At 65.7% G+C, this 24,050-nt stretch carries 24 protein-coding genes and 1 pseudogene; 13 read left to right on the plus strand and 12 right to left on the minus strand.

The window, feature by feature from the left end:
* From EJK15_RS52105 to EJK15_RS52115, 3 genes are all read right to left on the minus strand, one after another.
* Positions 1-1,224: NACHT domain-containing protein (locus tag EJK15_RS52105; RefSeq protein WP_138717906.1), on the minus strand; the 1,224-nt coding region annotated here is incomplete at its 3' end.
* A 105-nt stretch (positions 1,225-1,329) separates the two neighbouring features.
* Positions 1,330-1,566 (minus strand): hypothetical protein, encoded by a 237-nt coding sequence (locus tag EJK15_RS52110; protein WP_138717907.1) that lies wholly within the window; start codon positions 1,564-1,566, stop codon positions 1,330-1,332.
* 215 nt (positions 1,567-1,781) lie between these two features.
* The gene (locus EJK15_RS52115) at positions 1,782-2,612 is read right to left on the minus strand and encodes a zinc-binding dehydrogenase (RefSeq protein ID WP_420847154.1); all 831 of its coding nucleotides are present in this window, start codon (positions 2,610-2,612) and stop codon (positions 1,782-1,784) included.
* A gap of 47 nt (positions 2,613-2,659) precedes the next feature.
* Between EJK15_RS52115 and EJK15_RS75440 the strand changes: the two genes are divergently transcribed.
* Positions 2,660-3,523, plus strand: coding sequence for a hypothetical protein (locus EJK15_RS75440; protein ID WP_240777761.1), 864 nt, complete (start codon positions 2,660-2,662; stop codon positions 3,521-3,523).
* 56 nt (positions 3,524-3,579) lie between these two features.
* Here the strand turns inward: EJK15_RS75440 and EJK15_RS52120 are convergent, their stop codons facing one another.
* The gene (locus EJK15_RS52120) at positions 3,580-4,470 is read right to left on the minus strand and encodes a hypothetical protein (RefSeq protein WP_138717908.1); all 891 of its coding nucleotides are present in this window, start codon (positions 4,468-4,470) and stop codon (positions 3,580-3,582) included.
* Positions 4,471-4,593: 123 nt separating this feature from the next.
* On the opposite strand from EJK15_RS52120, the gene EJK15_RS52125 reads away from it, so the two are divergent.
* Genes EJK15_RS52125 through EJK15_RS52130 form a run of 3 tightly spaced genes read left to right on the plus strand, consistent with a single transcriptional unit; the run spans position 4,594 to position 6,246 of the window.
* Entirely contained in the window at positions 4,594-5,316 is a 723-nt protein-coding gene (locus EJK15_RS52125) for an HNH endonuclease (RefSeq protein ID WP_138717909.1), read from the plus strand.
* Positions 5,313-5,549, plus strand: a complete 237-nt coding sequence (locus EJK15_RS78025; protein ID WP_420847155.1) for a NaeI family type II restriction endonuclease — start codon at positions 5,313-5,315, stop codon at positions 5,547-5,549. The genes EJK15_RS52125 and EJK15_RS78025 overlap by 4 nt, the downstream gene beginning before the upstream one ends.
* Complete coding sequence (locus EJK15_RS52130; protein WP_420847156.1) at positions 5,470-6,246, plus strand: NaeI family type II restriction endonuclease; 777 nt, start codon at positions 5,470-5,472, stop codon at positions 6,244-6,246. Before EJK15_RS78025 ends, EJK15_RS52130 begins: the two co-directional genes overlap by 80 nt.
* 137 nt (positions 6,247-6,383) lie before the next feature.
* On the opposite strand, the gene EJK15_RS73510 is transcribed toward EJK15_RS52130, so the two are convergent.
* Positions 6,384-10,151, minus strand: a complete 3,768-nt coding sequence (locus EJK15_RS73510) for a hypothetical protein (protein ID WP_206061640.1) — start codon at positions 10,149-10,151, stop codon at positions 6,384-6,386.
* 158 nt (positions 10,152-10,309) lie between these two features.
* On the opposite strand from EJK15_RS73510, the gene EJK15_RS75445 reads away from it, so the two are divergent.
* Both EJK15_RS75445 and EJK15_RS52140 read left to right on the plus strand, forming a co-directional pair.
* On the plus strand, positions 10,310-10,672 hold the full coding sequence (locus EJK15_RS75445; RefSeq protein WP_240777757.1) for a hypothetical protein: 363 nt from the start codon (positions 10,310-10,312) through the stop codon (positions 10,670-10,672).
* Between the two features lie 14 nt (positions 10,673-10,686).
* Complete coding sequence (locus EJK15_RS52140; RefSeq protein ID WP_240777758.1) at positions 10,687-11,415, plus strand: SNF2-related protein; 729 nt, start codon at positions 10,687-10,689, stop codon at positions 11,413-11,415.
* Positions 11,416-11,486: 71 nt separating this feature from the next.
* On the opposite strand, the gene EJK15_RS52145 is transcribed toward EJK15_RS52140, so the two are convergent.
* Positions 11,487-12,791, minus strand: coding sequence for an IS110 family RNA-guided transposase (locus tag EJK15_RS52145; protein WP_138717911.1), 1,305 nt, complete (start codon positions 12,789-12,791; stop codon positions 11,487-11,489).
* 395 nt (positions 12,792-13,186) lie between these two features.
* Here EJK15_RS52145 and EJK15_RS52150 point away from each other — a divergent pair, with 395 nt between their 5' ends.
* Positions 13,187-13,873 (plus strand): helicase-related protein, encoded by a 687-nt coding sequence (locus tag EJK15_RS52150; RefSeq protein WP_206061641.1) that lies wholly within the window; start codon positions 13,187-13,189, stop codon positions 13,871-13,873.
* 344 nt (positions 13,874-14,217) lie between these two features.
* The gene (locus tag EJK15_RS52155; protein ID WP_138717912.1) at positions 14,218-15,162 is read left to right on the plus strand and encodes a NaeI family type II restriction endonuclease; all 945 of its coding nucleotides are present in this window, start codon (positions 14,218-14,220) and stop codon (positions 15,160-15,162) included.
* A gap of 198 nt (positions 15,163-15,360) precedes the next feature.
* Here the strand turns inward: EJK15_RS52155 and EJK15_RS52160 are convergent, their stop codons facing one another.
* Positions 15,361-16,812, minus strand: a complete 1,452-nt coding sequence (locus tag EJK15_RS52160) for a DNA cytosine methyltransferase (protein WP_240777759.1) — start codon at positions 16,810-16,812, stop codon at positions 15,361-15,363.
* 89 nt (positions 16,813-16,901) lie between these two features.
* On the opposite strand from EJK15_RS52160, the gene EJK15_RS52165 reads away from it, so the two are divergent.
* Positions 16,902-17,426, plus strand: a complete 525-nt coding sequence (locus tag EJK15_RS52165) for a very short patch repair endonuclease (protein WP_138717913.1) — start codon at positions 16,902-16,904, stop codon at positions 17,424-17,426.
* Positions 17,427-17,844: 418 nt separating this feature from the next.
* Positions 17,845-18,333 (plus strand): hypothetical protein, encoded by a 489-nt coding sequence (locus EJK15_RS52170; RefSeq protein WP_138717914.1) that lies wholly within the window; start codon positions 17,845-17,847, stop codon positions 18,331-18,333.
* Positions 18,334-18,339: 6 nt separating this feature from the next.
* Here the strand turns inward: EJK15_RS52170 and EJK15_RS52175 are convergent, their stop codons facing one another.
* The 3 genes from EJK15_RS52175 to EJK15_RS52185 form a co-directional block, all read right to left on the minus strand.
* Positions 18,340-18,633, minus strand: coding sequence for a hypothetical protein (locus EJK15_RS52175; protein WP_138717915.1), 294 nt, complete (start codon positions 18,631-18,633; stop codon positions 18,340-18,342).
* A gap of 2 nt (positions 18,634-18,635) precedes the next feature.
* On the minus strand, positions 18,636-20,396 hold the full coding sequence (locus tag EJK15_RS52180) for a hypothetical protein (protein ID WP_138717916.1): 1,761 nt from the start codon (positions 20,394-20,396) through the stop codon (positions 18,636-18,638).
* A gap of 339 nt (positions 20,397-20,735) precedes the next feature.
* Positions 20,736-20,984 (minus strand): GntR family transcriptional regulator, encoded by a 249-nt coding sequence (locus EJK15_RS52185; protein ID WP_240777760.1) that lies wholly within the window; start codon positions 20,982-20,984, stop codon positions 20,736-20,738.
* Between the two features lie 181 nt (positions 20,985-21,165).
* Between EJK15_RS52185 and EJK15_RS52190 the strand changes: the two genes are divergently transcribed.
* The 3 genes from EJK15_RS52190 to EJK15_RS52200 all read left to right on the plus strand — a co-directional run bounded on the left by EJK15_RS52190 (position 21,166) and on the right by EJK15_RS52200 (position 22,040).
* Positions 21,166-21,348, plus strand: coding sequence for a hypothetical protein (locus EJK15_RS52190; protein WP_138717918.1), 183 nt, complete (start codon positions 21,166-21,168; stop codon positions 21,346-21,348).
* The gene (locus EJK15_RS52195) at positions 21,345-21,635 is read left to right on the plus strand and encodes a hypothetical protein (protein ID WP_138717919.1); all 291 of its coding nucleotides are present in this window, start codon (positions 21,345-21,347) and stop codon (positions 21,633-21,635) included. The genes EJK15_RS52190 and EJK15_RS52195 overlap by 4 nt, the downstream gene beginning before the upstream one ends.
* 126 nt (positions 21,636-21,761) lie before the next feature.
* The gene (locus tag EJK15_RS52200; protein WP_138717920.1) at positions 21,762-22,040 is read left to right on the plus strand and encodes a hypothetical protein; all 279 of its coding nucleotides are present in this window, start codon (positions 21,762-21,764) and stop codon (positions 22,038-22,040) included.
* A gap of 171 nt (positions 22,041-22,211) precedes the next feature.
* On the opposite strand, the gene EJK15_RS52210 is transcribed toward EJK15_RS52200, so the two are convergent.
* Together EJK15_RS52210 and EJK15_RS52215 are read right to left on the minus strand one after the other, a co-directional pair.
* On the minus strand, positions 22,212-23,228 hold the full coding sequence (locus tag EJK15_RS52210) for a hypothetical protein (protein WP_138717921.1): 1,017 nt from the start codon (positions 23,226-23,228) through the stop codon (positions 22,212-22,214).
* 85 nt (positions 23,229-23,313) lie between these two features.
* Positions 23,314-24,050: pseudogene (locus EJK15_RS52215) on the minus strand (IS200/IS605 family element transposase accessory protein TnpB); the annotation flags it as partial.

Below are 24,050 nucleotides of genomic sequence, written 5' to 3' on the forward strand. Positions count from 1 at the left end.
GGCCGGAAGTGGTCGGCGGGGTCGGTGCTGGGCGGGCGGGCGGCTATGACAGCGGGGATGACGTGGTCCAGCAGGTGAGTGCGCAACGCGTCGGCGTCGGCACCGAAAGGGCCGGTCAGCGGGGCGGGGTCGGCCCCGGAAGCGACATAGACGGTGCGGATCAGCCACAGGCCAAGCGGGGTTGCGGCGAGCCGGGTCAAGCCAGGGGCGGTGCGGGATCGCAGTGCGGCCAGAGTGTGGGTCCAGGCCTCGGTCGGGGAGGCGGGGGAGGCAGGCGGTCAGGTAGTCCGCAGCGGCCTGCGGGGTGAGGCGTTTGGGGACGATGACCGCCGCTGCGGTCAGCGGCCGACCGGCGTCGTGGACGGCGGTGGTGAACTCGGCGCGGCGGCTGGTGAGGATGAGCTGGTCGCGGGCGGTCAGCGAGGCGTTGAGCGCGGCGATCACCTGGGCGCGGGCGAGGGCAGGGATTTCGTCCAGGCCGTCAAGGACAGCCAGGATGTGGCCGCCTTCGGCGAGTGCGGCGGCGGCGCCGGCGCCGAGCTGCGGGGCGGCCAGCGCCGGGTAGTCGGTGGCCAGGCGGACGGCGAGCCAGTCCTGCAGGCGGGGATGGGCGTCGGTGTCCCAGCCGGAGACCGGCAGCAGCACCGGCACCGGCACGATCTCGCCTCCGGAGGCGCTGGTCTGGTCAGTCGCGCGGGTGGACAGCAGCTGCAGCAGCAGCTGGATCGCCAAGGTGGTCTTGCCCATGCCCGCGCCGCCGGTGATGACCAGCCGCCGCCGGGTCAGGGTGCGAAAGTCGCGCACGAGGGTGGCGATGTCGTCGCTCCGGCCGGTGAAGGTGAATCCGGTCGCGGCGCTGATCAGCCGAGGGGTGCTCATCACCGCCTCGTCGGCGGTGAGGTGCCAGCGGACCGGGATGGGTTCGGGGTCATCCAGCAGCCGGTTGCGGGCCTCGTCCTGCCATTGCCGGCGCACCAGATCGGCCAGCACATCGGCAGCTCTCGTCACATCGGCGGGATTGCCGGCGGCGGTGTTGCGGCGCCTGGCCCACACCACGACGGCGGTCGCGGCCACCGCTGCGGCGATCGCGACCGCAGCCAGATCAGCCACATTGACCTTGTCGGTCCGGTCCAGCGCGAGCCCCACCAGCACCACCGTCGCGACCAGCGCGACAATGGCCAGCAGAGCGGCGGGATTCCACCAGCGGATGGGACGTCGACTCACACCGACATGTTCGCCGCCGTCCAGCACCCGCGGCATGCATCACGGCCCATCTCGGTGCCGAATCGTGATCATCGACAGCTGTCCGCGATCATTACTGACACCCTCTCAACGCCGACGACGCAGCGGAGTGACGTTCGGTTCGGGCAGTTCCAGCTGCGCTCGCAGTTCCTGGTTCTCCAGGGTGAGCTGGTGAACGGCCCGGACCAGAGTGGGGACGCCCTCCCGGATCTGGGCGAGTTCTTTGTTCTTGTTCGCGATCGTCTTCTTCAGCTTCTTGATCGTCTCCCATAGGCGCACCTCGACGTCGGGGGTGGCTGCGCGGTCTTGGACACGCCTTCGCATCACAGACGGATCAGCGGCACGACAGGTGGCGGGATGGCGCGGCAACACGTGGACAACCACACGCTTCACCGCGGCGGCCGGTCGCGGGACGTCGCATCACGGACGTGCGTGGCAGGGAGAGTTCGTTCCTCCCGCGGACCAGGGCGGCGACAGTTCCGACCGGGTGCGGGGTATGGACGAGGCCGGACCCCGCACCCCCGTCGTGCCGCTCGAGGTCAGGGCTTGATGAGGACCTTGAGGCTCTTGCGGTCGGCCATGTCCTGATAGCCGGCCGGGACGCCGTCGAGGCCGGTCGTGGCGTCGAACACCTTCCCCGGCTCGATGGTGCCGTCCAGGATGTCGGGCATCAGCTCCTTGATGTAGGCCCGGACCGGCGCGGGTCCGCCGGTCAGGCGGAGGTTGTGGCGGAAGAGGCCGCCGAAGCCGATCGGCGCGTCCTCGTACTGCGGGACGCCGACGCGGCTGATGACGCCGCCCGGGCGGACGACGCCGAGGGCCTGCTGGTAGGCGGGCATGGTGCCGACGGCCTCCAGGACCACGTGCGTGCCGTGCCCGCCGGTCAGCTCGCGGACCTGGGCGATCCCTTCCTCGCCGCGGGCGGAGACGACGTCGGTGGCGCCGAACTCGCGGCCGAGGTCGGTGCGGGCCTGGTGGCGTCCCATCAGGATGATCTGCTCGGCGCCCAGGCGCTTGGCCGACATGACAGCCAGCAGGCCGACGGCGCCGTCACCGATCACGGTGACGCGGGTGCGCGGGTTGACGCCGCCGGCCACGGCGGCGTGGTAGCCGGTGCCGAACACGTCCGAGAGCGTCAGCAGGGACGGCATGAGGGCCGAGTCCGCTTCGACGGGCAGCTTGACCAGGATGCCGTCGGCGAGCGGGACGCGGACCGCTTCGGCCTGGCCGCCCTCGAACGACGAGCCGCCCCAGAAGCCGGCTTGCGGGTGGGTGCAGGAGGTGTGCAGGCCCTCGCGGCAGAACTGGCAGGTGTTGTCGGAGATGGCGAACGGCGCTACGACCAGGTCGCCCCGGTTGAGGGTGGTCACCTCCGGGCCGGTGTCCTCGACGATGCCGATGAACTCGTGCCCGGCGCTTGTCCGGATTCGCGATGCGGGCCGCCGTGCCGTACACCCGGGCCATCCGCTCGTCGTCGGAGTCGATGAACACCCACAGAAGCCGGTCGACCGCGCTGAAGGGCATGGCCACTCCCGAAGAAGCCCAGCTGATGCTGGTAACGATCGCGCGATTAGCCGACGAGCAAGGTAACGCCTTGGACCGGACGTTCCAGCTCTTCGGCGACGGCGCGCTGCTCGGACCCGGCGCCACACAGATGCACGAGGGGCTGGTCGAGCGCCACGTGACCGTACGGCAAGCGTTTCTTCGCGCCTTCGACGCGGTAGAGCAACTTGCCACGGCCGAGGGAAACCCGCCCAGGGTCGACGCTCCCCACATTCGCCAGCCTCCGGCCGCTCTCACGCCCCCGCCCGGCGGATACGTCGGTGGCTCCCCCGCTCTCATGCAGGCACTGGACGCCGAATTCGGCCGGGTGGGAAGAGACTGGCAAGAGGCAGGACGCCAGCTCTCCGGCGCGCTGTCACGGCTGGACCTGGGAACCACCGCAGGCCAGGCCATCACCCTGGCCGGGAGCTGGCTCATCGACCAGCGCAGCGACCTTCAGCGACGCCGCGCCAAACTCCTGGAGACCCCGGCCGAGCCGGCAATGGAAGGAACGCAGACGGTATCGGGCACCGTCGGTCCGGCACCTGCGCCCGTCCTTGGAATGATCTCCACTCTCCTCGATGTACGGAGCAGCTTCGAGGACCTCGTCCCATCGCTCGGGTTGCCTGGGAACTCGGAATGCACGAGGCTACCCTCGGGAACTGGGGAACACTCATCGGAGAACTCACCCTGTGGAAGACGAGCCGCTCACGGTCGGCGAGCGCGCCCGGCTGCGTGAACTCGAAAGAGAGGGGCGGGAGCTCCGCAGCAAAAACGAGTTCCTGGGAAAGCGCTTTAACTTTGGCCATCGACGCCAGGGCTCGGCATCTGAACCACAGTATGGAGCTGCTTGGCAGCAAGCTCTATTTGTTCCGCACCTGGCAAGTGGACCACGCCGAACCTTGACGCCCTCTCCAGCTGAATCTTGTGGAACTGAAACGGGGGCATCGCTCCTGAGAGAAGTTCAGACGTCTGACGCTTCCGCCCTTCGTCATCCTTGTGAAACTTGCTGTTCTTGACCAGGAGACTGCATGCCGTACGACCACACCAAAAATCCACGCGGAACAGCGCGTCGGCGAGGGGATGCATGCGAACATCCAGTCCAGCTGCCCGGAGATGCGTTGTCACGTAGATCTCGCGGAGGAAGGAGTAGTAGGCGTTACCAACGCGCCATCGCATCGCGTCCTTGACGATGGACCTGCTGATGCCAGCCGAAGAGGAGGCGACACGCTGGACCTCTTCCTGGGCAGGCCTCCACAGCATGGCGCGGGCCTGCCGGTCTTCGCGGACGAACTCGCAGAAGCGCTGCCAGGTCGGCAGCTCGCTGGTGGCTTCCACGCAGTAGTGGAGGACGTGCATAAAGGCGAAGTCCGGATGCCAGTCCACGATGTCCTGGATGCTCTCCGCGGTAACGCGCTTCACCTCACCAAGAGCATGTTCCGTCGTCCTGCAGACGCGCTCAACGTCTCCAGGTTCGAGCTGATAGACAGATGAAGTCTCGTGCGCCTCAACGAAGGGCACGACCGTGTCCTTCTTCGAGTTGTCGGCCCGCCAGTCGGCGAGAGCCTGCCTAGTCTGCGGCGTGACGTTGAACAGGCCGAGGACATCCTGAGCGGTGGTGCGGAAGATCATCATAGCCATCCGAAACTGTGCGCATGCCTGCAGAGATCTAGCCAGTCTGCTCACGACCATAGTCGGCAACTCCGACATTTCTTAACCCAATGGGCAGGTCCGCCACAAGCTGCCGATACTTGCCGGATCCTGCCGAATCGCCTACCCTCCTCCTGGACGGATCTCGAGGAGGTTCTGATGGATGTCGTATGGCCGGACTGGCGCGACCCGAAGCTGGGCGCCCGGATCCGCGTCGCGCTCTGGCTGCATGGGGAGATCGGCGAGGGCAGGCGCTTCAACAAACAGCAGCTACGCAAGGCCATCCCTGACGTTGAGCAGGTTGACCGCCGGATGCGAGACCTTCGCCCTGCCGGGTGGGTGATCAAGACGTATCGGGATATGGCCGCTTTGAGCCCAGACGAGCTCTATCTGGAGAAGGTCGGCACCCATGTCTGGGAACCCGGTCAGCGCTCAGCCGGTCTCCGCTCAATCAGCGGGAAGGTACGCCGTCAGGTCATGGAGCATGACCTGCACCGATGCGTACGGTGCGGGATCAGCGCAGGCGAGGCTTATCCAGATGACCCTGACAGCACTGCGCGCCTTACCTTGGGCCATGTAAACCCGCACAAGCACGGTTCCACGGCCCGCCTGGAGGATCTGGTCACCGAGTGCGCTCGATGCAACGAGACCGCGCAACACCTCACCGGAGTCCAGCTTTCACCGGAGCAGATCTGGGATCGGATCAAGGAGCTGTCGAGGAAGGAGAAGCAGAAGCTGCTGAGCTGGATGGCGGTGGGGCACCGCTCACTGTCAGATACAGAGCAGGTTTGGTCCCGTTACCGGCAACTGCCCGCCGTACATCGTGAAAGCCTCCAGAAGAAGCTTGGCCTGCTCCTGGGCGCAGACGGGAGCGACAGTTGACCGAGCACGACTCCGCCCTCGAAGCGGTCTTCTCACACCTGATGGGGTTCGATTCAGTGGATTCGCAGATGGGAAAGGCGGTCCGGCGGACGTTCGACATGCTGCTCGACGGCCAGCACACAGGGCGGTATCGCTGCGAGCAGCTCCACAAGACTGAAAAAAACGCACTGCGGGACACTGATCGAGATCAACTTGCAGCGCGAGTTCGGTTTTGCGGACTGCGAGGTGCTTGACCACTCCATCGCCGGCTTTGAAGTGGACTGCAAGTACTCTCAGAACGTCGCAGACTGGATGATCCCGCCAGAGGCCGTCAACCACCTCATCCTGGGACTCTGGGCAAGCGACAAGAAGGGCCATTGGAGCGCCGGACTGGTCCGGGCGAGCGAGGAGCACCTGAATCCGGGAAGAAATAGGGACGTCAAACGGACCCTAAACCGCATTGGCCGCACGGCCATCCGCTGGTTATTCAAGAACGCGCCCCTCCAGGAAAATATCCTCCTCACTATTTCTGATAAAGATATCGATGCGATCTTCCGGTCCACCAGCGGGCAGAAGAGAATCAACGAACTCTTCCGGCGCGCACAGGGAAGACGTATTAGCCGCACCATCGTGGCAACTGTGGCGATGCGGGAGGACTACATGAAGCGCATCCGTGGCAACGGTGGTTCTCGTACAGCGCTGCGACCCGAGGGGATCGTCATCTTCGGCCAATACCGGAACCACATCGAAGCCGCCAAGGCTCTCGGACTCCCTGAGCCCGGCCCTGGAGAATCAATGAGCGTGCGGGTGGCACGACAGCGTCCGCATCATGCCGGACTGCCGTCAATCGTTCTGGACGGAGAACAATGGGTAGCGGCCATACCGGGCGATCCGCTAGAAGTGGCCCCGTTGCTTCCCGATATCGGCCCGATCGGCAAGGGCTCTTTCTAGGTTAGAGGTTAAGAGGTGCTTGCAGACGGTCCTGTCATCGGTCGATGGAGGTGTGTGTCTCGGCTTCGCCGTTCGTCACGTGCCTCATGTCTCCGCTACGCAATGCTATATCCGCTGCATAACGTCCCCGTTCTCCTTCAAGCCTCAGGCATCTCAAACCCACCCATGTCCCTCAATTCCAGGACAGACACCGACTCGGCATGCGGGTTCCACGAGTCGGTGGCGCGCAGATAGGCCGCGCCGTACCTGGCCGCGAGCCGGAAGAACCACCACTTGATCTGCTTGTCCTTGTCGCGGAACGTGCACTGGGTGAGCGCGGCGGCCATTGAGGACAGGAGAAACTGGATCCGCCAGTCGTCGCCGAAGTCCTCTGGGATCAGCCGCTGCCGGGACGCATCGTGCAGGGTGCGCAGCATGGCCGCGATGAGGTTGTCCTTGTCCGCGCCATTGACGAGCTGGCGGAAGAGGACTTCCTGTGCCTGCGGAAGAAGGGGGACGCGCGTGGCCACGATGGAGTGGAACAGTGTGGCCGGATCACGCGACAGCGGCGCCGATTCCCTGAACGTGGTCAAGTCCACGAGCCAGTAGTCACCGGCCCCGGGCTGGTCCGCGTCGGCCTCCGGAATCAAGACGTTGCCGTGATGCAGGTCCCCATGGGAGAAGCCACGCAGATGCTGCACCGGATGCCGACCAACGATGCGGCCGGCGGCCATGGCCAGCGGATTCGGCAGCACTTCCGGAACCCACTCACCATCGAACGTGATCCATTCGCGCTCCGCCTCCAGCAGGCCTCCTGCCTGGGCCCAGGCGTGGAACTTGCCCCCGGGCGCGAACCTCGTTCCCAGCTCGGCCCGCAGATACGCGCCCGAGTCCAGGTCCGAGGCGACCTCGGGATCCCGGGGAGTCCAGTCGCGCAGCACGCCCGAGACGACGGCCTGGAACGCGTCGGCGATCTCGCCCGGCGAGCCGAGTTCAGCCAGTTGGCACACGTCCACGAGGCTGCGGCCGGCCACCTCCTGGAGGAGGAGGTAACCGCCGTCTGGGCCGAGCGACGGGGCGTCCGGCAGAAGGCCGACCAGATGGTCCTGGCGGAAGCCGGCGGGGCTCACCTCCAACGCGTGCCGATGCCGGGCGGGCTCGCGGGCCGATGGACCAGGCGGGCAGACCTTCGCGATCACTTTGCGCGTCCGCCTGCCGCTGCCCGAAAGCGGTTTGACGATCAGGCAGAGCAGGCGGCTGTCCGTATTGCCGCGCTTGGTCCAGACCGGCATGTTCACAGAGATCAAGTAACCAGCCCGAGCGCCCCAGGCTTCCAACGCGCCCGGTGCCTCCGCGTGGAGGCAGTCGGCGATGATCTCCCAGTGCTCGCGCCTGACGTGCCGCGGGCCGTCCACCGCGACCTCCATGACCAGCTCTCTGAGCTCCCGGATGAGTGCTTCGGGATCGTCGAAGAGGTGGGGGCGGCTGCCGAGGAAGGCGAGCTCGGCCGACGACAGGCGGCGGACCTCGACCTGGCCGCCGACCTGGACGACGAGGGTCCGCTGGATCAGCAACACCGCGTCGCTCACCGCGTTCAGGGCGGCCAGGAGGCCGAGGACCGGTCCCTCGGGTGGCGCCTGGCGAAGCGCATGGTCCAGTTCCTCACACCGCTGCTCCGCGGTCACGCCCCCGGCGTCGTTCCGGAACCGTAAGCCGTAGAACGTGCCGCCATCTCGATCATCGACTAGGACGTCGAAGCCGAACTCCCGCACCAGTCGTTCGATGGCCTCCCTCACGTCGGCCGCTACCGCGCTGCCGGACCCGGCGATGCGGATCCACAGCCCCTTCAACTCCGTTGTGGCCTGGGTCCCCAGCGCTAGATCGACCGCCTCGTCCAGGTTCAGCCGGATGCCGTAGTCGAAGGCTTTTGAGTAGTCCGCCTGCCCCAGCTCCTTCCGGCAGTCGTTGACCACCTTGTCATGGTCGTCGATGAGCCACGAGGCGCCCAGCCTCGGCCGCCCCGCGCTCGTCCAGTTCTGCCGGAGGGCTCCCAGGATCTGCGCCGCGACCTCGTGCTGCCCCAGCTCGGCGTAGATCTTGGCAGCCGTCTCCACGGCCATCAGCTGTCCGAGCGTGTCATGGAACAACCTCTTGATCTGAAGACAGCTCCGGACATCGTCCAGCGCCTCGTGGACCCGCCCCGCGGCCAGGTGCGTCACCGCCAGACGCCAGTACGCGTACGACCGGATGAACAGCTCGCCGCTCTCCTCGCAGGTCTTCAGACAATCGACCAGCAACGTCTCCGCCCCGGCCAGGTCTCCTTGCTGGCCCAGGACGATCGACTGTTCGACAACGGCAGGCAGCAGACCGGGATTGAGTTCCTTCTCGGTGAACTCGATGGCCACGCCCAGCCACGCACTGGCCTGCCGAAAGTCGCCCATGAGGAGAGCGGCGGTCCCTTGCATCTTGTAAGAGAGAATGACCGACTTCGAGTCGCCGACCCGACTCGCCTCGGCGAAGCACTGCCTTGCCATCGCCATCGCGTCACTGATGTCGCCCTGGGCACTGAGCACGTACGACAGCACCCACATCGCCTTACAGCGCTGCTTGCCCAGCTCCGGGTTGGTCTGCAGCGCCTGCTTCAGATACCTCTTGCCTTCGTTCACTAATCCGCAGTAAATCCACATAAACCAGAGCGACGACACGAGCTCCAGTCCCAGCACACGCTCGTCCGGCGACCGCAGTGTGTGCTCCAACGCGAGCCGGACGTTGTCGTGCTCTTGTCGCATGCGCTCGAACCAATAGAGCTGCCGGGTGCCGGACCAGTCGGCCTCACCGCGCCGGGCGAGGCCGAGGAAGTAACGCAGATGCTCGCCACGTAGTTGCCAGCTCTCACCCAGTCGCTCCGCACCGTACCGGGACAACACGCCGACCAACTCGTAACGTGTATTGGCGCGCGTCCCCTGGTAGTCGCTGCGGGTGAGCAGGACGGACTGAGCCACCAGCGCTTCGACCAAGCCGTCGATCTCCTCCGGCTGCAACAGCTCGTCACCGCACACGTTGCGGGCGGCCTCGATATCGAAGCTTCCGGCGAAGACCGACAGGCGCGCCCACAGCAGCCGCTCGGCGGGGTGGCACAACTCGTAGCTCCACTCGAGAGCCTTGCGCATCGTCCGATGGCGCGGCGGCATGGCGTCGACCTCGCCCACCAGCAAGTCGAGCCGGTCGCGATGCAGCGCAAGGATCCGTTCCAGCGAGAGCGTCCTGAGCCGTGTCGCGGCCAGCTCGATCGCCAGGGGAATGCCGTCGAGGCTGCGGCAGATCTCCGCCACGGTGACGACGGTTTGCTCGTCGAGTACGAAGCCCCGCGCCACCGATGCGGCGCGGGCCGCGAACAGTCGGACGGACTCGTTGGCGTACAGCCCTTCCGTGTCCTCGCCGACAGGCGCCGACAGCGGCGGGACCACGACCACTTGCTCGCCGGGCACACCCAGCGGCCGCCTGCTGGTGGCCACGATCCGCAGGCCGGAACCCGCTTCGAGAAGCTGCTCCGCCAGCTCCGCGCAGCTGCGGCCGAGGTGCTCGCAGGTGTCGAGGATGAGCAGCATCTCGCGCCCCCGGACCCGCTCCGTCAGCGCCGCCGGAGAAGACGCGCCGCACGCCGCCGCGACCGCGTGCTCGACCATGCCCGGGTCCTGGACTGTGGACAGGTCGGCGAACCAAACGCCGTCGCGGTAACGGCTACGGATCAGATGGGCGAGGCGCAGCGCGAGGCGCGACTTTCCGACGCCGCCCATGCCGGTCACCGTGACCAGGCCCGCGGCACGTACCTGCGCATCGAGAGCGGCGAGCAAGCCGACGCGCCCGACGAAGCCAGGGAGCTCATCGGGCAGGTTCCCCCTAGGTCCGTAAGCGTGATCAGGCATCTCCCCTCCAGGAGTGAGAAGGCAAGCCTATGAGCCACGCAGCAGGGTCGAAGGCCGATCGCGGATAGTGCGATACCCCTCTCTGTCAGACTGCTGTGATACATGGGACACATGAGTCCTTTTGATGCGAAGCAGGGCGAGACAGGACGATCGAGACAGTGACGATGACCCTCGCCGACCAGGCCGCCATGACGGGGCAAGATGGTCGGGTGACCGATGAGCAGCCGGCCCGGCCCAAGCGGCGGACGTTCACCAAGGCATACAAGGCGCAGATCCTGGCGGCCTTCGACGCGCTGCCTGAAGGGAGCCCCGAGCGGGGTGCCCTGCTGCGCAAGGAACGGCTGTACCACTCCCACATCGAGCACTGGAGAAAGCAGGCCGAGAACGGAACCCTGGCCGCCTCGACCGGCAAGCCGAAAAAGGACGTCGAATCGGAGGAGCTGGCCGCCCTGCGGGCCGAGAACAAGAAGCTCAAAGCCGACACCGCACGGCTGGAGTCCCGCACATCGGCCAAGGCGTGATAGCGCCAGACGACGTGCTGGGGCTGCTCGGCGAAAGCTGGATCGGAGATCTCACCCCTTTCCAGCTCCGTGACGCCGCACAGCTGCTATCCCTCGGCCATGGCGCGAATTTCAGCGTCCCCGGCGCTGGCAAGACCCGCGTAACACTCGCCGTCTACGCAGCCATGCGCGAACAGGGCCTGGCCAAACGGCTCCTCGTCGTCGGACCCAAGTCCGCCTACGAGGCCTGGCTGACAGAGAGCCAGCTCTGCTTTCGCACGCCGCTGCGAACCGCTGTCATGAGCCGCACTCCCGATTACGGCGCCGAGGTGCTGCTGATGAACTACGAGCGCCTGTCCCGGGCTGTGCCCGGCCTCGTATCCTGGCTGAGTGCCGCGCCATCGATGCTGGTGCTAGACGAGGCCCACCGCATGAAGCTTGGCGCCAACGGAACCTATGGCTCAGCCTGCCTCGCACTCGGCCCCGCCGCCGGTCGGCGGCTCATCCTCACCGGCACTCCGGCCCCAAACGGGGCACGGGACCTGGAGAACCTGTTGTCGTTCGTCTGGCCCGGCCGTGGCAAGCGCGTTGTCTCTGACGCCGTACGCGGCGGCGACCTCGCCTACGCCAGCACCGTGCTGCGTCCGCTGTTCACCCGCACCACCAAGCGGGAACTGGGTCTGCCGCCATTCGAGCCGAAACTCCGCTATGTCAGTCTGCCGCCGATCCATCGGGAGGTGTACGAGGCACTGGCCCGAAAATAGAACCTCAGCTGGGCGCGCGGCAGCACCCGGCGGAGCGTCAGCGGAGCCGGGTATCGGTTGAGGGCTGAGGGTTAGGCCACCTCTTCTTCCGGCGGGTGGGTGGCAGCAGGGGTGGTGTCGAGGGTGACGGTGCAGCCGAGGCGCTCCAGGCTCTTGACGTGGTTGCGGACCTGTCTGCGGTGGTGCATCCGCGTCTCGTAGTAGTCGGGGCCGAGGTCTTCGTAGGGCATGCCGGGAGTGGACAGTAGACAGTGGATGATCTTGAGCTGGGTGTTGCCGGTGGCGACCTGGGCTTTGGGCTTGCCGCGGCGTTTGGCCAGGCGCCTGTATCGGGCTCCGAGCCGGGTCTTGGTGCGTCCGGCTGCTGTGGATGATTCGCCGAGCACGGCGCCGATGTACCGGTTGCCTTTCGTGCGGGCGTTGCGGCCGATGAGCTTGCCGGCCGACTGTTTCATCAGCGGGCAGAAGCCGGACCAGGAGACCAGGTGGGCAGCGGTGCGGAACCTGGACATGTCGACGCCGATCTCGGCGAGTAGGTCCTGGCCGCTGCGTCGCCCGAACCCGGTGACCGAGTCGATCTGGGAGGGCTGCTCCTCGTAGGGGGCCAGGAGAACGTCGATCTGCGCGGTGATGTCGTCGATGTCGGCGGTGTGGCGGTCGATGCGGTCCAGCATCTTGCGCAGCAAGAATGCGTGATGCTCTTGGAAGGTGTCGGCACCGTCAAGGGCCTCCACCAGCTCGGGGATCTTGCTACGGGCCCGTCGGACCGCCAGCTCCGCCAGCGTCCGCGGGTCCTTCTGACCCGCGATGAGCGCTTCCATGATCGCCCGGCCGGACACGCCGTGCACATCGGTCAGCACGCAGGACAGCTTGATCAGGGCATCCTCGAGCAGCTTCTCCACCCGCTGCTTCTCCCGGGTCCGCTCCTGGGTCAGATTCCGCCGGTACCGGGTATGCAGCCGGATCGTCCGGAACTCCTCAGTGGCCACGAAACAGGCCGCGAGCATGCCCCGCTCGAAGTTCTTGGCCAGCCAAACGCAGTCGGCCTTGTCGGTCTTCGGCCGCCCAGGTAGATGCTTGACCTGCTTGGCGTCGGCCAGAACGCAGTCGAAGCCCTCGGCCTCCAACCGGAAGAACGGCGCCTTCCAGTAGTCGCCCGTTGCCTCCATCGCGACATCGGTAACGCCGTGCACCCGCAGCCAGTCCGCCAGCGAGAGCAGCTCTTTCTTGGTGGTACCGAAAGTACGGACCTCCTGAGCGCGGCGCTTGGGGTTCTTGCCGCTGGGCACCCGGATACACGCATCTACCTGGCCCTTGGCGACGTCCAGCCCGCATACCCGCTCCAGGTACAGCGGCTCGTCCTCAACATCCTCCACGCGGCCTCACTCCTGATCGGGGGAAGGGACACGCCGCCCGGGGTACCGGGGCGAGCGGAAAATCTGGCCCGCGTGCACGTAGCGACAAGGAACAGCCCTAGAAAGATCGGTACCCGGCGTCAGACTCAAGGACGGGCTCTACCGCGCCAAGTTCACTCGACGTCGCAGGCGGCGCCCGACCATCGGGACGCAGGAATCCGGCACCACCACGACGATCGCCGAAACCGACCGAACCTCGAAGCCGGACCCTTCCGGTACGGCGGGTCAGCACCGCATTTTCACGCCGGAACCGGCGTCACGCAGCGATACAAAGACTCAAGGGAAATTTCTCTGCACGGGCTGAGGCATGCCGCGACGACATCGAAGCTCTCGGCCGGGCAGCGCTGCGCCTGATCATGGCCGCAACCAGCCCGGCGCTGCTGATCGAGGGAAGCAACCCGTACGAGCCGCTCGCCTACGGGCCATCGCCGCTGGAGGCCGCCCCCGGAGACTCTCTCTATGCGCTTCTGCGCGACCTACCCAGCTACGAACTCTCCCCCAAATACCAGGAGGCCGTCCAGATCGTCGCTACCAACGCAGCAGCCGGCCGCAAGACGATCGTGTGGACAACCTTCGTGCGCAACATCACCACGCTGGCCGAGCTCCTCTCCCCCCACTGCCCGGCCGTCGTCCACGGCGGCACGGCAGACCGGGACGAGGAGATCCGGCGGTTTCGCGAAGATCCCGACTGTATGTTGCTGATCTCAAATCCCGCCACCCTCGGTGAGGGCATAAGCCTGCACCAGGTCTGCCACGACGCAATCTACGTCGATCGCGACTTCATGGTCGGCCGGTTCCTGCAGAGCCTTGACCGCATCCACCGCTTGGGCTTGGCCCCCGGAACGGAGACCAGGGTCACCATTCTCGTCGCGCGGAAGGCACCATCGACGAAGTGGTCCAGCTGCGTCTCAAGGCAAAGTTGGAGTTCATGGGCAGCATCCTGGACGACCCAGAGGTGCGCCAGCTCGCAGACCTCGTCGAAGAGCCCGTCGGCAGCTACGGCCTGGATCTGGCGGACATTCGCGAACTCCTGCGCCACCTAGGGTAGGACGCTCCGGGACGACCGGGAACTTTGGTCACGCAACGATGGGGTGGCTAGATCGTTTAGGGGGTCGCTGGTTACCTGCCCGAGCCGAGCCCACAATCGGGCTGGTCGCAGGGCCGGTCTTCGCTTTCCGGAGGGTCTAGTCTAGCGGCGTACGCATCCCCTGCACCGCTGCGCCACCGGCGCTTCCTCTGGCTCGCTCGCCCTTCACGACGCACATGCTGCCCGGCCCGGTCAGCGCTTTGGCCGCCCGGGCCTTCTACGCCGAGACGATGGGCGGGATCGGAAACATCCCAAGCTGTTAATCAAACAACTGTCAGTCCCCCTCGCTACAGTTCACCTGTGATCAATGAACCGCTGTGGACTGATAGCTCCGACTCGGAAGTCGAGCGAGTCTTTCTTCATCTACTCGCCTTAGACGCAGACGGTAGTCGTATAGCCAAGGCCATCAGACGGACATTCGACCTGCTTCTCGACGGTCAGCACACCGGCCGATACCGCTGGGAGCAGCTCCATAAGACCGAGAAGACCCACTGCGGAACGTTAGTCGAGATCAACCTGCAGCGCGAGTTCGACTTCGCCGACGGGGAAGTCCTCGATTACTCCATTGAGGGCATCGAGGTTGACTGCAAGTACTCTCAAAAGCTCGCCGACTGGATGATCCCGCCCGAGGCCAAGGGGCGGATCCTCCTCGGCCTGTGGGCCAGCGACCAGGCGGGAAAGTGGAGCGCCGGCCTCGTTCGCGCAAGCGAGGAGCACCTGAACCCTGGTACTAACCGAGACTCCAAGCGCACGCTGAGCAAGTACGGCAAAGCGTCGATTCGCTGGCTGTTTCAAAGCGCCCCTCTTCAAGAGAACATCCTCCTCCGCCTCCCCGACGAAGACATCGACGCGATCTTCCGATCTACAAGCGGGCAAAAGCGCATCAACGAGCTTTTCCGCCGGGCACAACAACGCCCGATCAGCAGGAACGTAGTGGCCACTGTGGCGATGCAAGAGGACTACATGAAGCGTGTCCGCGGCAACGGTGGTGCTCGGACTGCCCTGCGCCCCGAAGGAATCGTCATCTTCGGCCAGTACAAGAATCACGCTCAAGCCGCCACCGATCTTGGCCTCCAGCCTCCCGGCCCGGGCGAGTTCATAAGCGTACGGCTCGCTCGGCGGCGGCCGCATCACGGTGACGCCTCCTACATCGAACTCGACGGCGAGTACTGGGTCATTGCCCTGGCTACAGACCCACCAGAGCCCGGCCCCCTGGTCCCCGACATCGGCCCCTTAGGCAGATGAGAAACCACAGTCAAGCATATTGGGCAATCTCCCCATGTGGGGGTTAAAGATCACGTAGTGTCATTTGCAGAGCTGGCAACGGCAATGGCTGACCGCATGCTGGACGCTGTGTACGCCCGGCGGCAGCGCGGACAACTCCGCGGCCGTGACTAGCTCTTCGTGTTCCTACAGCGGGAGCCGCAGCATCGGCCCGCTATGTCAGCTGATCTTCGCTCTGTACTTGCTGAACAGGTCATGTCGCTGATGGTTCTCCTGCCCGAGGAACGCCTTGAACTCACCGAGCCTGTACGCGACGTCGCCGTTGGACCGCTGAGCTGATATCAGCTCGAAATCATGACCAAGGTGGTTCAGGTGTCGCTCGACCTCTGGCTGCTCCATCGGCTCTTCCGTGTCAGCTAGTCGCTCGACGATCTGCTCAACCGTCAGTGGCCGACTGCTGCTAAGCAGAACCTTGTAGACGGGGTCCAGCACAACGTTGGTGTTCTCCACCAGAACCCGCCGGTCGCCTTCTTTCCGTAGAGCTTTTCTAATCGCTACGCCGAGTGCCATCGCGACCGGAGGTGGGAAGGCATTGCCGATTTGCCGGTACTTCGAGGTCTTGCCGCCAAGGAACTCCCACTCTGCGAACTCCTTGCCATACCAGCCCTGGATGCGCGCGACCATCTCCACGGTCAGCATCGGATGCTTGGCGCCCTTCACCCTCGGGTTGTTCGGTCCAGGAGGGCCGTCCGCTACACCCTTGGCGTCGACTCCCATCGCCTCCCACGCGGCCTTGGCACGTGTAGGACCGAGGTCAGCACCGCCATGTCTCTTGGAGCCCCCGACAATGGTCGGGGCAATCTTATTCGCCTGTCGTACCCACTCCTCCAGCCTGTCCGCGGGCCAATCACCCAAGGCCATTAGGTCCCTGAGCAGCTCGCCAACTGAGGGGGGTTCTTCCGTGTCCCGCTTGGGCCACTCGAAGTATTCCGCGTACTCAGGCTGGAGTGCGACGAGCACGAACCGGGGCCGCAGCTGAGAAACCCCGTAGTGATCCGCTTGCAGCAGCCTCCACTCAGCTATGTAGTCGTACTCCCTCAGCCGGTCAAGTACTCGCTGCCGATATGCCGTGAACCGGCTGCCGCTCAGGCCCTTGACGTTCTCAAGCAGGAGTGCCTTCGGCTTGATCTGGCCACACAGCTCCACGGCCCACGCGAACAAGTCCCGCTCGTCGGTGGCACCTAGCTGCTTGCCCGCGATGCTAAAAGGGGGGCACGGCACGCCTCCGGCGAGCAGATCGACGCCGTGGTGTTCCTTTGGGTTCAAGATCCCAGAGTCAGCAACGTCGCCGGTCTTGACGGTCTCGAAAGCCTCCTTTTCGTCGTATCCAAGCACGTTGATGAGGTTGTGGCGAAGCGTCTCGGCAGCTTGTCTGTCGAGCTCGACGGCAAGCGAGTGCCGGAAGCCTGCGCGTTCTAGCCCGAGCGACTGTCCTCCAGCGCCGGCACAGATCTCGACAACCTTGAGCACGTCCTCACCCCCTGATGTCGACGTTCTTGATCCAGCAGCCCCAGCAGCGAGTTCATGCTCCGACCCTGCATTCTCCAGCTCGAGGGGCTGCTCGCCGACTCCAGCGCGGATCTCGATGACGCGAGGCTGCTTTTCGGTCACTGGGACCCCTTTCGTAGTCCGGATAGGGTAGTGGACCAGTGGGCAGCTGTATCTTCGCGGAGAAGACCGTCAGCCGTACGCCCAATGGGATGAGTGTGGGAGAGAACAAGCGAGTTCAAGCCAGGAAGCAGGCCCACGAGCGAGGGATCTATCCGGCGCCGCTCAACGACGGCCGATCGCGCAACATGCAGGCCAACCGGCGCTCCAACACCAAGCCGGAGGTTGCTTTGCGCAGCGCGCTGCACCGCATGGGCTTCCGCTACCGGAAGGACCTCCGGTTGGACCTGGGTGAGGTGAAGGTCCGCCCGGACATTGTCTTCACGGCCAAGAGGGTCGCAGTCTTCGTCGACGGCTGCTTCTGGCACGTCTGTCCGGAACATGGCCGGCAACCCACCACGAACGAGTGGTACTGGGCGCCCAAGCTCCGCCGGAACATTGAACGTGACCAGCGCGTCAACTCCGCGCTCGAGGCGGCTGGCTGGCAGGTGGTCCGGCTTTGGGAGCACGAAGCCCTGACCACGGCAGTAGGGGCGGTGGTTGCAGCGGTGAAACCCGATGCCGAACATGCGAGCGAGACTAGCGCGACCAGCCGACAATCCCGCAATCAGGAGTGAGCAGCCAGCATAGCGCCACAGGTAAAGAATCTCTGATCTTGCCGTTAGAGGCGTACGAGTCATGATTCCGGCTGCCAGATCGAGGTGGCCGAGCAGGCAGCGCAGCCACTCGTCGCGCATCAGCTTGTCGGCGTGGATGAGACTGCCGGCATCGCCGATCGCCTCGCCGAAGAACGCCTCATTGATGTCGAACAGCAACACGATCCGCTCGCCGGGCCAGCCCGGTCTTACGAGGCCCAGCAGCGCTATCGCGGCCGACAGCAGCGCACCCGCCAGAGGAACTGCGCGACAACGTCAAGGGCAAGGCGGCGGCGAGGCTGGCGCCCGCCAGGAAGGCACATTGACCTCCTATTGCGGCTTGCTATAGCTGGAACGAATCGGATGTACGAGCGGGGAGTCGTCGGATAGGGTCCGGATCGTGCGCCGGGGTGCGTTTTCGAGGGCAGTTGCCGCGACACTTGTCTGTTCCGCGGTCCTGACGGGCTGCTCGGGAGAGCAGGAACGGCCGACACTGGCGGAGGCGGCCCGGCAGCTCGTAAGCGATGGGGACGCGCTGGTCTCGGGGATCGAGGCCGGCCTGACGGGCCTGACGAAAGAGCGGGCCGACCGAGACCAGAACGCGACGTGTCTCAAGGACGAGGATCAGCGCTACTACATAGCCAAAGGGAACTTCGCGAACCCGTCCGCAGAGAATCCGCTCAGCCTGGTCGGGTTGCTGAAAGGCGAACTCGAAGGTAAGGGCTACACCGAGGTCGTAGACAACGTCGACCTACGGGAGGACGACCTGAGCGTTGCCGTGGTGGTCAACCCGAAGGCCAAATTGACCTTCGTACTCCTCGCCCGCATGGAGCCGACCCCCAACGTCGTGATCGTCGGCAAAACAGAGTGCTACCTTCGCAACAGCTGACTGAGGTCACAGGGGATCGGGCACCTGCGCGGCCTCCATGCGGAGTTGCTTGGCGCGGCGGCGAAGGTTCTCGGCAGTGGCCAGGCACGAGCTTTCCAGCTCGCCCAGCTCGCGCCTAAGGCGGACGGCGTGGGCAAGATACCGCTCTGCGGCCGGCCCCTTCCAGAAGGACTCGCTGTCGCTGGGTTTGGAGGGGACGCCCTCGAAGGTGTCGGCCAGGTTTCTGGCATACCTGGTGAAGGTGGTGGCGAGCGCTTCCTTCTCAGCCGCTTCGCGGAGCAACTGGTGTCTGACGGGCATAGTCAGCCGCCCCTTCTTTCCAGCGCATCCAACAGAGCGTCCTGCATCCGCCCCTCCATCGCATCTCTGATCAGAACCATCTGCGATGTCGTCAGCGGCGGCTGTCCATGTTCCCTGAGTGAGCGATTCAGCCAGGCAACCTGCTCGTCTATGAGCTTGCCCGCGACGGTCCGGGCGGTTTCCGGCGTCTTCTTGTCGAGATACTCCGTGATCATGCCCTTCAGCGCGTCTTTGACCTCGTCGAGCCCTTTGGCCTTGCCAGTTGACACGATCTTGCTGCCGATGGGGAAGTACTGGTCGAAGTAGTCGACGGGCATGAGGACGTAGCCGGCTATTTGTTCGGCATACTCGTCGTCGCTCCACTCGGCGTATGTCGAGCCGGCCAGCAGCAGGTTCGCCAGCGCGCCGGTGCGCTCGGCGAGGTTGACATGCGCTTCCTGCTTGTAGTTGCTCGGGTCGAAGGGATGGTAGCGACCTATGTCCAGTTCCTTGGTGTACTCCTTAGCGGCCTTCATCAACGTGTCGGCCGCAGCGGGGTCCTGCATTAGCGCACCCAGGAATCGGGCGCTTACTGTGGGGTCGAGTTTGTCCCAGGGTGGTCTGGGACCCAGGTGGGGCATGTCCGGCGAGTTCCGCGCGGCCTGTCCACGGGCGAGCTGGTCCAGGAAGGGCTTTATGTCCTGGGCCAGCATCCGGCTGATAGGCGAGTTGGCGAAGGTTCCGAGACTGCCGCCGACCCAGAGGCTGTTCTCGGATCCGATGCTGTTGATGACGGTGAGCCAAGCACGCTCTCGCACGTCGTCCGCCCCGAAGCCGGGCTTCAACGCGCCGTGCAGTGCCTTGGCCACCGCCTCCTCGTAGGCGGGCACACCGGTCGACCTGATGGTGTAGGCGTCCAGCAGGACCCCGGCCTCCTTCGGGTTCCCGGCCAGGAATCGCTGGAACGCCTCCGGATTCGCCTCGTACGCCTTGGCAAGGTTGTGCAGGTTCCAGTTGGGGTCCGTGGGAAACGCGTCGGAGTTCGGCGGGCGGTTCAGCAGGTTGGCCGCCACCCGGTTGAGGAACGTGCCCGACTGCGGGACCAGCGCGACCAGGGTCGTCAGGATGTCCGATGGGGCCGTCTCCACCATCTTCTGCCACTCGTTTCCGAGTCGCCCGGAGCTCTCCGCACTGGCGAAGATTTTGGCCAGCAGGCCCGGCGAGGCGTCGCTTGCCCGCTTGAGCGCGTCCGGGGTCAGGCCTCTGCGGTCGCCTTTGGCCTGGGTGTTCATCCAGTCGCGGAACAATTTCTGGAAGGTCTTGGGGCCGAGGGCGGCCAGCAGCGCCGCGGCGTAGGCAGGGTCGTCGGCTCTGCCCTTGAGCGCCCCTAGGGCCTTCTCCACCTCGCTCCAGCTCTGCCCGGACAGGTACTGGTCGTGGTGCTTGAGTGCCTCGGCGATGGCGCCCGCGTCCTTCTTGGCCGCCTGCACTGCCTCTGTCTCGCTGCTGAAGGGGAAGGTGGCGGTCAGCATGCCCTTCTGCTGCGTCGGCACCATCCGCTGGATGGTCCCGACGCGCCATTTGAGGTCCTGCTGCGACTCGTGGAAGAACGCCCAGGTGCGGTGCATCGCGGTGACCCCCTGGCGGCCGGCCCAGTCTTCACCGGCCTCGGCAATCGCCGCTTCGAGCCCTGGCCGCGCCCTGCCCAGGACGTCCTTCCCGGCCTCCATCTGGCAGATCAGCTTCTCTGCGCCGAGGGGATCGATCCCGACGAATTCCCCCATGGATCCTCCCAGAGGGTGTGGCTACAGGGCGGGAGTCAAGCACAACGGGCCTCTCGGGTAAACGCGTTATACATTCTCATTTACGAGCTGAACCACTGATGTGCTATTAGTCGTGATAAGTCTGCATGAAGCCGAACTTGGCCGCAGTGCTCGGCTAGTTCATCGGGTTTTGGCCGATCCGAAGCTGTCCCTTGCGGATCAAGGACCCATGTGGTGTGCGCACCCACCGCTTACCGTCGTGCGGCCGAGTTGCGGGCAAGGCCGTGAAGGCGCCGGTAACTGTTGGTGATCTGCTCGATGCATGAGCCTGAATAAGGCAGCCTCGAAAGGCTGTGGTTCTCACTGCTCGGGCGGTTTCTCGGGGGCCACGAAGGTTCCGCGGCCCCGGATCGCGATGACTAGGCCCTCTTCGCGCAGGATCGCGATGGCCTTCCTGACGGTGTCGCGGCCTACCTCGTGCTCATGCATCAGCCGTTGCTCGGTCGGGATCGGCCGGTTCGGCGTCAGGGTGCCATCCGCGATCTGCGCCCGCAGTAGATCGGCGAGCTGGCGATAGAGCGGTGTCGGCCCATCGTGGTCGATCGTCACGAGCATGGACGGTAAATGTCCGCCCCTGCGGCCCATCAGTCGCCCACATTGGCGGATGAAGGCAGACGTTTGCAGATGTTTGGTCTACGCTGAAAGTGCAAGGCCCTTCATTTGAGTCGGGCCCGGCCACGGCGTTGGCCCGCCGGGACGGGCCCTTGATCGGACGCGGGAGGTCCGACCCATGGGCAACTCAATCACAGACGTACGATTCACGCCCCTACTAACCGCCGAAGTCCAGGCCGTACTGGAGAGACACGGCTACCGGCTGCCTTCCGAGGGCGACCACGTCCACGAGCTCGTCATGGCTCGCGTCGACATCGCGCTCAAGAACCTCGTCGAGGTCTTCGAGGGGAGGACCTGGTGACCTGGCGGGACGAGATCCCCGACTTCCACGGCCCGCACGTCGAGCCGCCCAAGCCAGGCCACCTCACCCTCCCCTGGTACGAACCAGCCAACCGGGCCTCGCGCATCCGCGTGGTCTCGCACACCTGTGAGTGCAAGGTCGCGACGTACGAGCTGTGCACCGCCGCCGGCCAGGGCTTCGTCCGCCGTACAGACCGAGAGAACGGCACCGTCCGCGAAACCGCCTGGACGTTGATCGCGACCGCCAGGCACACCTTCGATCAGATCCTCCAGGGCGAGGCCCGATGAGAGCAGCACGCCCGACGCCCACGGGGGCGTCTCCCTGCCTCACCTCTGCCAAGCGTCCGCCGTACCACCAACTGACCCCTCTCCCCCATGCTGCCGGACACCAAAGGACACGAGGAGCCGGAGGACATGAAGACCTTCACCGTGACCATCGCCGGTACGGAACGATTCGACGGCGAGGCGCCCTACACCTGGGTCGTGGAGGCACCCGACGTGACCAGCGCCATGAACAAGGCCCTGGCCTACCACGCACTCTCACAGGATCAACAACTGTGCGACCTGGAAATTGACCCTCTTCACACCTTCGAGGGCCTTCCCCCCGAAAACTGCGCCTACTACTGGAACGACCTACGACCGGCCGCCCTCAAAGCAGACGGCGCCGGCGAACGAGACCATCTGGCCCAGTGACAAGGCCGGTGGCGCGCGGGCGAGGGCGTCGTGTCGGACCTGCTTCCCCGGCGCTACAGCGGCGGCCGGGGGCGAGGCCGGTTGCCGGCGGCGGTCGAGGCGGTACTGCGAGAGGTCATCGGCTCGCGGTAACCCGCGTTGCTTGCCATCTGCGTTGGCGTTTCACCCTCCTCAAGGATGGTTGCGGAAGACCCCTGAAGCTTTGCCGATCACCCCGGTGGCCAGGAGCGGACCGCCGGGGACGGCGGACAGCGACGTGAGCTCGCCACCGGCTGGAACTCTCGTCCAGTGGCCGGAGGGATCGCGGTGGGCGAGGGCGGAGTCATACCCGTTGACGTCGGTGGAGCCGAGGAACCAGTGGCCGCCCCTGCTGTCGGGCACGGGTGGGAGATCACGGCCCATGCGCCCGGCCTTCGTGGAGGTGTCCTCGCTGTGCCAGCCGGAACCGGTCTGGGAGAGCAGGAACGACGACATCCCGATCTCCCCGGTGATCCAGATGCCGGACGAATCGGCGGTGATGGCGCTCAGCCGAGGACTGAGCGGGCCGGGCGGGACATCGTCGGACGGGGGCGGGGCCTTCGGCAAGTGCGCGCTCAGGTCGACTCGGGTCCAGGTCCTGCCGTCGAAGTGATGCACAAAGGGGCCGTCGGCGTCGAGGGCCCAGATGTCGGAGGCCGAACGGGCGCTGACCCGGAGGGTGCGGAAGGAAACGCCCGACTCCGACCAGATCGCGCCGTCGTAGTGCCACGCCTTGTGGTCCCCGAAGATCCACACGTCGTCACCGATGACGGCGAGGGCCCAGGTCGTATCGGGCGCCTGTCGTACGATCGTCCAGGCACGCCCGTCCCAATGCAGGACGGAGCCACCGGCCACGGCCCACACATTGGACGGGCCGGACGCGGCGACCGAGCCGACATCGCCGCGCTCGACGGGGAAGTCGCTTTTCGTCCAACGGTCGCCGTCCCAGTGGAATGCCGTGGGGCGGTGCGGGCCGTCGGCCATCGGCAGCCAGGCGGCGATGCCGAGGATGTCCCAGCCGAAGGCCCAGGCGTCGCGCTCACCGGTGGCGATGACCTTCCCGTACGTGACCGACGACTGGTCGGCCACCAGTTTCCAGCGGTCGTTTCCGTTTTCCCAGGGAGCAGCCCACCAGAGCCACAGGCCGGTGGCAACCAGCTTCAGAGACATGATCCGTAGCGTATGAAGGCCGCCAGAACGGCACATGAGTATCCGTACTCAGTTCGCATGGGGCGCAGAGTGAGCAGAACCGTTCCTAGGGACTGAGCAGGAGTTGCTCAGCCGCGTGCCCCGAACGGTGCTGGGCACACTGGTCGCCCGCTTTCGCGCCACGGCCCGGTGGCATGCATCGGGTGCATGATCCGGTGTCGTGGGGGCGGGTTTCCTGGCGCCCGCGTGCTCCCGCTCGGGCCTGGGCGGTCCGATGCCCCTGCTCATCACTCCGGTGAGCAGGGGGCGGTGCCGTCCGTCGCCGGATCGGGTGCCCGAGGGCGCGTCTGCCGATCGCCACGGCCGCGGCGTCGTGGCGAGTCGTGCTGCGGGTCTTGGAGGTGAGGGGCCTTTGCCAGTGCTGGGCGCCCCACCGGGAGGTGTAGGCCGGGTCGGTGGCGATGATCGCGATACCCGTCTGGTCGGCTATGGAGGTCAGCCGGGCCCGCAGCCGGCCGGTGGGCATGCCGGAGATGAGCTGCCGGAAGCGTTTGCGGCGGCCGTGCTTCTCCCGGGTCTTCTCATTCTGGAAGTCCAGGTCCTCGATGGCGATGGCCTGCACGCCGCACGCCTTGGCCCAGGTCAGCAGCCGGGTCAGGGCGTGGCGGACCTGCGCGTCGCGGTGCTCGGCCGTTCCCGACAGGTCGTAGGAGAAGCGGCGGGGGTTGCCGATCGGGTTGCCGTGGGTGTCCAGTTGCCAGGCGGCCAGGTGGTCGGCGTTGGTGTCCACGCCGATCACGCCGTGGGCGAGGGCGGCGGACAGGGGGATGGCCGGGGCCTGTG

The organism is Nonomuraea basaltis, from assembly GCF_005893125.1.
Lineage (GTDB): Bacteria > Actinomycetota > Actinomycetes > Streptosporangiales > Streptosporangiaceae > Nonomuraea > Nonomuraea basaltis.